We start from the raw sequence: 9,136 nt of genomic DNA, 5'->3' as shown, positions 1-9,136 counted from the left end.
GCCGGCGAAATCGATCGCGGCAAAGCCGGCGAAATCGATCGCGGCAAAGCCGGCGAAATCGATCGCGGCAAAGCCGGCGAAATCGACCGCGGCAAAGCCGGCGAAATCGATCGCGGCAAAGCCGGCGAAATCGATCGCGGCAATGGCGAGAACAAAGGCATCGGCGGCCAAAAGTCGGAGAATAAAGGATTTGGCGGCAACGGCGCCGGCGGCTCCGAGAATCAAAGCCACGGCGGCCAAGGCGGCAATTCGTCCGGCAACCAAAGCCATGGCGGCGGCAAATCGGAGAACGCCCCTCCTCCGGGCGGAAGCCGGTAATTGCGCGTAATCGAATCAACATCTGGCGAAGAGGACCTCGAGCGGGGTCCTCTTTGTCGTTCCTTGCGAAAAGAGGTGAAATAACCGCGCTTTGATCTAAAAAAACCGGCATACGAGAAAAAATCCGCCATGCTACGATATTTACGTTAGCATTCGTCCTCCCCTTCGATCATGACGACGAAGCGGCGGGACCAAAAGGAGCTTCGAACCGAAATGATCAACAATCCGATCTTGCCCGGCTTTAATCCGGACGCCTCCATTCTCCGCGTCGGCGACGATTATTACATTGCGACGTCCACGTTCGAATGGTTCCCCGGCGTTCAGCTCTACCATTCGAAGGATTTGGCGCATTGGGAGCTGCTCCCGCACGCGCTTCAGCGGACCTCGCAGCTCGATCTGCGCGGCAATCCGAGCTCCGGCGGCGTTTGGGCGCCCGCGTTATCCTACCATGACGGTACGTATTATTTGCTATTCACCGACGTTAAGGGACGCAAGGGCGTCTACAAGGATTTGCATAACTACGTCGTAACGGCGGACAGCATGCTCGGCCCGTGGTCCGAGCCCGTCTACTTGAACGGAAGCGGCTTCGACCCGTACTTGTTCCACGACGATGACGGCACGAAGTGGCTGCTGAACATGCAGTGGGATTTCCGCGACGGCCGCAGCCGGTTCGGCGGCATCGTCATGCAGCAATACGATCCCATCGAGAAGCGGCTGATCGGCCCGGTCAAAACGATTTACGAGGGGACGGAGCTCGGCGTAACCGAAGGACCGCAGCTGCTGAGGCGCGGCGGCTATTACTATCTGCTCGTGGCCGAAGGCGGCACGGGCATCAACCATGCGGCTACGCTCGCCCGCTCGCGGAGCATCGGCGGCCCGTACGAAACCGACCCGGCCTATCCGGTCATGACGACGCGCGGCGCGCCGGGCCATCCGCTGCAGAACGCGGGGCACGGCATGCTTGTCGAGACGCAGAAGGGCGAATGGTACATGTGCCATATTTGCAGCCGCCCCTTCCCCGGCACGAAGCTGAATCCGCTCGGCCGCGAGACGTCGCTGCAGCGCTGCGTCTGGACGGAGGACGGCTGGCTGCGGCTCGCCCATGAAGGAAGGCTGCCGGCGCTGACGGTGCCCGCGCCGGATCTGGAGCAGCATCCGTTCCCGGCGAAGCAGGCCAAGGACGATTTCAACGCGCCCGCGCTCGGCCGCGAATACCAGACGCTGCGCGTGCCGGCGGAGGATGCGTGGCTCAGCCTGACCGAGAGGCCCGGCTTCCTGCGGCTGCGCGGCCGCGAGTCGCTGCATTCATGGCACCGGCAGAGCATGGTGGCGCGCCGGCTGCAGCATTTCCGCTGCACGGCGGAGACCCGCATGGAGTACGAGCCGGAGCATTTTATGCAGATGGCCGGGCTTGCGTTCTATTACGACGAATCGGATTACTACTATTTGCGGGTGACGCAAGACGGCGAGAGAGGCCGCAAGCTGGGCGTCCTGTCCTCGGCAAGCGGCAAATACGGCGAGCATAGGGAGCAAGAGCTGAGCGTCGACGGCTGGCCGGCCTACTATTTGCGCGCCGTCGTGCGCGAACGGTCGCTCCGGTTCTACGCTTCGCCGGACGGCGGGCGGTGGCAGGCGGTCGGCGGGGAATTCGACCTCGGCGTCCTGTCCGACGAGCACGGCGGCAAGCTCGGCTTCACGGGGACGATGATCGGCTTGTGCGCGCAGGACTTGAACGGTACGGGGAAGCATGCCGATTTCGACTATTTCGCGTATAGCGCCGATTAAAGTTCATTCCGGCGCATCGGTGCGCATGGAGCCGGGCAGACGCCGCCGAGGCGGGCGCCGTATCGTCGTTTTGCCTCCGGGCGCAGAAGGCCGCTTTTCTTAAATTAGCGTCATATCCGTCTTAAAAAACTTCATTCTAACCGATCCTGAATGATGTTAATCTTATTCCAAGGAAAAGAGCCCGGACGAGATGATGCGCACATCTTGCCGAGGCGTTCCTCATTACCAAGCAGACAGCAATAGGGAGGTCCAAAGCATGATGGCAAAAAAACCGATGCTTACGTTCATTACGGCAATGACGGCTATGACGATGGCGCTTACCGCATGCGGCGGAAACGACGCCAATAACGGGGGCAACGGCGCAGGGGCGGCGAGCAATTCCCCGGATAACGGGGCGGGAGAGGACGCGCCGAAGGAAGTCACCTTCTCGATCGCATACGCGACCGGAGACCCGGCGACCAAAAAAGCGATCGAAACGACGATCGACGCGTTCACGGCCAAAAATCCGCATATCAAAATCGTGAACTACAGCGAAACGACGTCCTCGGCGTACCTGGATTGGCTAAAGACAAAAGACGCGGTAGGCCAATTCCCGGATCTGGTCGAGATGCGCGACACGAAGGTGTTCGCCGACGCGGGCAAAATCGTCGAGCTGCCGGAGGATCTCCACGGCTTGTTCAAGCTGTTGCCGGAATACGACGGCAAAATCTATAATGCGCCTCTGACGGGAAATGCTCCTCAAGGCGTTATTTACAGCAAAAAGGCTTACGCCGACGCGGGCATCGCGGAGCCCCCGAAGACGTACGACGAGTTTCTGGCCGCCCAAGAGAAGCTCGCGGCTAGCGGCATCTCCCCGATCGTCGTCGGCGGCAAGGACATTTTCCATATGGGCTTCTGGACGAACTACTTCTTCGAGAACGAAGTGTACGCGGCGGATCCGGATTGGAACTCGAAGCGCACGGCGAAGACGGCAAGCTTCACGGATGCCAATATGGTGAAGGCGGTAACCGATTACAAGGAGCTGTTCTCGAAGTACGTGGACAAAGGGTGGCTCAGCACGGCCGACAACCAGACGGCTTCCATTCTCGTGACGGGCAAAGCGGCTCAGCTGTATTCCGGCCCGTGGATGTTCGGCCAGATCACGGAAGCGGATCCGAGCTTCGAATTCGGCTTCTACGCGCTGCCTAACCGCGAAGGCAAGACGGTCATTAACGGCCTGCCAAGCTTGGCCGGCTGGTCGCTGTCGGCGGAAGCGGCGAAGGATGCGGACAAAGTGGAGGCCATGAAGGCATTCATCAAGTTCTTCTTCGAACCTGCCCAGTACGGGCCGTACCTTGCGACCGTCAACGGCATCCCGACGACGACCGCCGAGGTGACGTACGAAACGGGCGAGCAAATGAAAGAGGTTCTCCGCCTCATGAGCGACGATTCCGTCGTCAAATCGCTCGGCCTTGCCAACTGGTACGGCGAGAACGCGATTCCGCCGCAATTCCGCAACTGGTTCTACAAGCTGCTTCAGGAGCTCGTGCTGAAGGACGGCGACGTGACCGAGTATATGAAGCAGGCCGACGCCGAATACGACAACAACGTGAAGGCGAACCAGCAGTAACGAAGCATGCGATGACGCAATGATAACCTAAGAGCGACCTCTGCCGACGCGGAGGTTCTCTTTTTCTCAAACTCTTTGCAGGAAGTAGGAGAAAGCCATGATGGCCAACATAAAGAAAAAGAAATGGACGAATTACGCTTTTTGGTTTCTGCTGCCGGCTCTTCTCGTCTATACGGGATTCGTCATCGTGCCGACGCTGAGCAGCGTCTATCTCAGCTTTACGTCCTGGGACGGGATCAGCGACGACATCCGGTTCATCGGACTCGATAATTTCATCGAGATCGCGAAGAGCCCGCGCGTCCATAACGCCTTGAAGAACACGATGATCTTCGCGGTCGCGCTGGTCGTTCTGGAGAACGTCGTCGCGCTCGCGCTCGCCGTACTGGTCGATCAGGTCAGATGGTTCCGCAACTTGTTTCGCAGCATCTTTTATTTCCCGGTCCTGATGAGCGGGATTATTATGGGCTTTATTTGGATGATTATTCTCAACTACAACTTTGGCGTCATGAACCAATTGCTGGATATGACAGGTCTCGGCTCGTTGAAGACGGACTGGCTGGGCGATCCCGATTACGCCCTTATCTCGATCATCCTCTCCACCGTATGGAAGGCGGCCGGTTACTATATGATTATTTATTTGGCAGGCCTGCAGGGCATCCCTCAGGAGCTGAACGAAGCGGCGAGCATCGACGGCGCGAACCGCTGGCAGCAATTCCGCCACATTACGTTTCCGCTGCTCGCGGGGGCCACGACGGTATGCGTCATGCTGTCGATGATCGGCTCGCTGAAGATTTTCGACCAAATCGCGGTCATGACGGACGGCGGACCGGGCTTTGCGACGGAAACGCTGACGTACATCATCTATAAGGTCGGCTTCGGCGAATTAAGGCAAGGCTTCGGCACGGCGCTCGCCATCGTGCTGTTCGCGCTCACCTTGATCATCTCCCTGATTCAGATCAAATTGCTTCGCAAGAGAGAGGTGCAGATGTAGGATGAAACAAGAAATCAAGGCGGGCGAAATCGTCGTCTTCGCCGCCACGCTGCTCCTTGCGGTCGTCTTCGCGTTTCCGATCTATTTCAATATCATGTCCGCGTTCAAAAGCAATCCCGAAATTATGCGCGACGCCATCGCCTTCCCGAAGGAGCTCTACGTCGAAAGCTTCAAGTACCTCCTGACCGAGACGAAATATCCGGAAGCGATGCTGAACAGCGCCATCCTGACGGTAAGCTCGATCGCCGTCATGGTGCTCGTCATCCCGATGGCGGCCTATGCGATCGAGAGGACGAACGCGAGATGGACGAACGGCATCTTCACGTACTTCCTGTTCGGCATGATGATTCCGTTCCAGGTGTACATGATTCCGTTGTTCAAGCAGCTCAAGCTGATCGGCTTGTTCGGCACCCTCACGGGTCCGATCCTGATCTACATCGCCGGCTCCGTCGGCTTCGGCGTGCTGCTCTACACCAGCTTCCTGAAGGGCGTGCCGCGGGAGATCGAGGAGTCGGCCGAAATCGACGGCTGCACGAGAACGGGGATTTTCTGGAAAATCGTATTTCCGCTGCTCGGCCCGGTTACGGCCAGCATGGTCGTGCTGCAGGGACTCGGCATCTGGAACGATTTCCTCATGCCGATGATGGTGCTGCCTACCGGCCAAGCGAAGACGATGATCGTGGAGCTGTTCTACTACGTCGGCGAGTTCTCCTCGCGCTGGGACATGATCTTTGCCGGCACGACGATGTCGCTCGTTCCCGTCCTGATCGCCTTCCTGTCGCTGCAGAAGTACTTCGTGAAAGGCGTGTCGTCGGGAGCCATCAAGGGCTAGCGGCTTTGCCCGGCGGCGCAATTCAATAACCGATGGCCGAGGCTATCCCGAGAATCGCGGCGAGATTCGAGGGGTAGCCGTTCGCGTTATGCCGCGATATGGTATCATTAGGCGGTAAAGGATGGATAGAAGGGGAGCTGCGGCTTGAAAGCTTGGATGCCTAGATGGAACAGCGTATTCGTGAAATTTTCCGCGGCTTTTATTATCGTGGGGCTCATCCCGCTGTTCGCGCTCAGTTATTTCTCCGTGCAGACGTTCTCCGGCCACGTCCAGCGGTACACGACGGACAATTTGCGCCAAATGGTGCTGTACGTCAGCTACAACCTGAATTCGGCGTTCAACAATTACAACGAAATTTCGATGCTCATGTACACCGGAAGATACGATGCGTTTCGCTCGGACTCGACCGACAACCAGACCCGGAACGTCAACGAGCTGGAGCAGATAAACGCCGTGCCGATCGATACGTACCTGAAGATGGTCATGTACAGCGACCGGTACATCAACGCCGCATATTTTGTCAGGAAGATGGACGGCAAGCTTTATTATCAGGCGAAGGAAAACAAAGTGATTATGGCGGAGAAGCTTCCGGTCGCGGACTGGCTGGCCGCCATGAAGGATCATCCGACGGATCTGCTCGTCTACCCGACGCACGCCGACAGCTACGTATTCGACTCGGACGAGCGGGTCATTACGATCGGCCGAAACCTGATCGATACGTCGGGCACGTTAACGCGGGAGCCGAAGATCGTCGGCACGCTGTTCTTCGACGTCGACGTAAGCCTGGCCGACCCGTTCCTGCGGGAGCTGAAGCTTGGCGGCAAGGACGAATTGTACGTCGTCGACGGACAGAACCGCCTCTATTTCAGCAATCGCGAGCTGCCCTCGATCCGCGAAAGCGACGTGCGCGCTTCGGATGCGGGATATCTCGTGCTTGGCGAGGAAATCCCGTTCCTGGACGGCGAGATCGTCGTCAAGTTCGCGAGCGACGAGCTGTTCCGCCAGCTGGAGACGACGAGCACGGCCGTATATGTCGCGATCGGCATATGCGCGTTCGTCCTGATCGTCATGGGAACGTGGTTCTCGCGCAAGCTGGCCGCTCCGATCAGGGGCCTCATCCGGCAAATGTCGAAGGTGGAATCCGGCAACCTCGACATTCAGGTCGAAGTGAAAAGCAACGACGAGATGGGGCGGCTCGCCCACGGCTTCAACCGGATGGTCGAGCGGCTGAAGGCGTTCATCAATGAAGCCTACGTCGCCGAAATCAAGCAGAAGCAGACGGAGCTGAACGCGCTCAAAAGCCAGATCCGGCCCCATTATTTGTATAACACGCTGGAAGTGATCCGGATGAACGCCGTTCATAGCGACGCGGTCGAGGTCGGCGACATGATTTTGTCGTTGTCGAACCAATTGAAATACGTGATCGATTACGGCGAGGAGCTCGTCGCGATCCGCAGGGAGCTTGAGCATCTGAAAGATTATTTCTACATTATCGAGGTCAGGTTCGAGAACCGGTTCGAGCTCGTATGCGATATCGCGGATACGGTAAATCCGGATTGGCCGATATTGAAGCTGTCGCTGCAGCCGATCGTCGAGAACGCGATCCAGCACGGCCTGCGTCCGAAGGGGAAGGGCACGGTGAAAGTTTCGTTCGAAACGGACGGGGACAAGCTCGCGGTAACGGTGTACGACGACGGGATCGGGATGGAGAAGGGCGAGCTCGACCGCCTGAACGCGGCACTTGAAGATCCGGGGGCGCCTTCGAAGAGCGTCGGCCTGAAGAACGTCCACGAGCGGATCAAATCGGTCTGCGGAGAAGGGTACGGCGTATCCGTCAGCAGTCGGAAGCATATCGGGACATCCGTCTTGCTGTTATTTTCCATTAGGGAGGGGTTGCCGCATGATCCGAGTCGTGCTGGCCGATGACGAACCGATCATAATCAAAGGGCTGCGGAAGCTGATCGACTGGGAAGCGTTCGGAATGGAAATCGTCGGGCAGGCCGATGACGGGAATGAACTGATGCAGCGGATCGAGGAGCTGGATCCCGCCATCGTCATTAGCGACATCAGCATGCCGCACCGGTCGGGCATCGATATCATCAAGGAAATCAAGGAGCGCGGGCTGCCGGTCAAAGTCATCTTCATCAGCGCTTACCAGGAATTTTCTTACGCGAGAGACGCGGTCGCATACGGGGCCGTCGACTATTTGGTGAAGCCGGTCGTCAAGCGGCAGCTGGAGAACGTGCTGGAGAAGGCGCTCTCCCTCATCTCCCTTCATCACGAGGAGGAGAAGCGGAAAGGGAAGCTGCGGCTGCTCGAGCGAAAATCCCGTCACGAAGAGCTGCAGGACGCGCTGATCCAGATGACGGACGGCAATTTGGCGCCGCAATCGAAGGCTTACCGCGACATGGAAGCGAAGCTTCCCGGTCCGTACTATTCGGTGGCGCTTATCGAAATCGACCGGCTGAAGGACGGGCAAGACCGTTGGAACGAGAAGGAGAGGAAGCTGATCGAATTCGCGATCGGCAACGTCCTACAGGAAGCGATTACGGATGCGGGGATCGGCTTCGCCTTCGTGAAGCGGGGCATGCACGTCGTCGCGGCCAGTCACGACGACCCCGAGGGCGCTTGCGCGCTGGCGGAGGACGCGAGAAGCAAAATCGAAACGTTCCTGAAGCTGAAAGCGTCGGTTGCCGTTAGCCGGGCCGTCGGCGAGCTGGCGAAGCTCGCCGAGGCGTACCGGGAAGCCGAGCATGCGCTGCAGATGAAATTTTTCGTCGGCGGGGGCCGCGTGCTGCGCTACGTTCCGCCCGCCCGGGATCAGTCCTTCAGCCAGGAGCTGTACGAGCGGCAATGGGCTGTCATCCGCTGCATGACGACAAGGACGTGGGAGGAGGCTGGCGATTCGCTGCGGCAATGGCTGGAGATCGTCCGCAAGGAGACGTACGGCAACCGCTCGCTCGCGGTATCGGCCTGCTTCTCCTCCGTCGTGTTCATCTTCCAGGAGCTGGCCAAGTCCGGGCTGCAGCCGACGAAGCACGCCATGAACAAGAGCGAGCTGCAAAGCTTGCTCGCTTCCTTCGAATCGTTCGACGAGATGGGCGGGGCGATCATGGACATGTTCCGCCGCGTGCATGAAGAAATCGGCGCCGAATCGGGCAACAAGGACAAGCTCGTGCTGGCCAAGGTGAAGCAGTATATCGACGAGCATTACGCCGAGGATTTGACGCTGGAGACGATGGCGGGCATGGTGTACATGAATCCTTATTACTTCAGCAGCTTCTTCAAGAAGCATACGAAGCAGAACTTCAAGCCATACGTAACGGAGGTCAGGATGAACCATGCGGCCCGGCTGCTGGCGCATACGGATTTGATGATCTACGAGGTGGCCGAGAAGGTCGGCTACAACAACGCGCGCCATTTCAGCGACATGTTCAAGAAGCAGTACGGGCAGCTGCCGAACGATTACCGGCAGGCGTCGAGGAATAACGGGTAGGAGCGGTAGAGCGGCAGAGCCCCGGCAGCCCGGGAGGAGCAGGGCGTTTCTGCCTTCTCATGATGCGTAACGGACAGGAGCGCCGCTATTTTAACGGAAATCGCT

7 protein-coding genes are annotated in these 9,136 nt (G+C 58.5%); 6 read left to right on the top strand and 1 reads right to left on the bottom strand.

What is annotated here, in order from left to right; all coding sequences use genetic code 11:
- On the bottom strand, positions 1-270 hold a 270-nt coding region (locus IDH41_RS27375), incomplete at its 3' end, for a hypothetical protein (RefSeq protein WP_190866868.1).
- Between the two features lie 261 nt (positions 271-531).
- Between IDH41_RS27375 and IDH41_RS27370 the strand changes: the two genes are divergently transcribed.
- From IDH41_RS27370 to IDH41_RS27345, 6 genes are all read left to right on the top strand, one after another.
- On the top strand, positions 532-2,103 hold the full coding sequence (locus IDH41_RS27370) for a glycoside hydrolase family 43 protein (protein WP_190866866.1): 1,572 nt from the start codon (positions 532-534) through the stop codon (positions 2,101-2,103).
- A 256-nt stretch (positions 2,104-2,359) separates the two neighbouring features.
- Positions 2,360-3,712 carry an ABC transporter substrate-binding protein gene (locus tag IDH41_RS27365; RefSeq protein ID WP_223830110.1) on the top strand — a complete coding sequence of 451 codons (1,353 nt, stop codon included), beginning with the start codon at positions 2,360-2,362 and terminating at the stop codon, positions 3,710-3,712.
- 100 nt (positions 3,713-3,812) lie between these two features.
- Positions 3,813-4,703, top strand: coding sequence for a carbohydrate ABC transporter permease (locus IDH41_RS27360; RefSeq protein ID WP_223830109.1), 891 nt, complete (start codon positions 3,813-3,815; stop codon positions 4,701-4,703).
- Position 4,704: 1 nt separating this feature from the next.
- On the top strand, positions 4,705-5,535 hold the full coding sequence (locus IDH41_RS27355; protein WP_190866862.1) for a carbohydrate ABC transporter permease: 831 nt from the start codon (positions 4,705-4,707) through the stop codon (positions 5,533-5,535).
- A gap of 144 nt (positions 5,536-5,679) precedes the next feature.
- On the top strand, positions 5,680-7,461 hold the full coding sequence (locus IDH41_RS27350) for a cache domain-containing sensor histidine kinase (RefSeq protein ID WP_223830108.1): 1,782 nt from the start codon (positions 5,680-5,682) through the stop codon (positions 7,459-7,461).
- Positions 7,436-9,031, top strand: coding sequence for a response regulator (locus IDH41_RS27345; RefSeq protein WP_190866861.1), 1,596 nt, complete (start codon positions 7,436-7,438; stop codon positions 9,029-9,031). The genes IDH41_RS27350 and IDH41_RS27345 overlap by 26 nt, the downstream gene beginning before the upstream one ends.
- Positions 9,032-9,136 lie beyond the last annotated feature (105 nt).

This window comes from Paenibacillus arenilitoris (genome assembly GCF_014705655.1).
Lineage (GTDB): Bacteria > Bacillota > Bacilli > Paenibacillales > Paenibacillaceae > Pristimantibacillus > Pristimantibacillus arenilitoris.
Note: the sequence above shows the minus strand (reverse complement) of the source record. Positions and strands in the feature narration are given on the sequence as shown.

Bases quoted from the DNA above. Each gene is read 5' to 3' on its own strand.
- IDH41_RS27370 (WP_190866866.1), top strand. From the start codon at position 532: ATGATCAACAATCCGATCTTGCCCGGCTTTAATCCGGACGCCTCCATT.
- IDH41_RS27365 (WP_223830110.1), top strand. From the start codon at position 2,360: ATGATGGCAAAAAAACCGATGCTTACGTTCATTACGGCAATGACGGCT.
- IDH41_RS27360 (WP_223830109.1), top strand. From the start codon at position 3,813: ATGGCCAACATAAAGAAAAAGAAATGGACGAATTACGCTTTTTGGTTT.
- IDH41_RS27355 (WP_190866862.1), top strand. From the start codon at position 4,705: ATGAAACAAGAAATCAAGGCGGGCGAAATCGTCGTCTTCGCCGCCACG.
- IDH41_RS27345 (WP_190866861.1), top strand. From the start codon at position 7,436: ATGATCCGAGTCGTGCTGGCCGATGACGAACCGATCATAATCAAAGGG.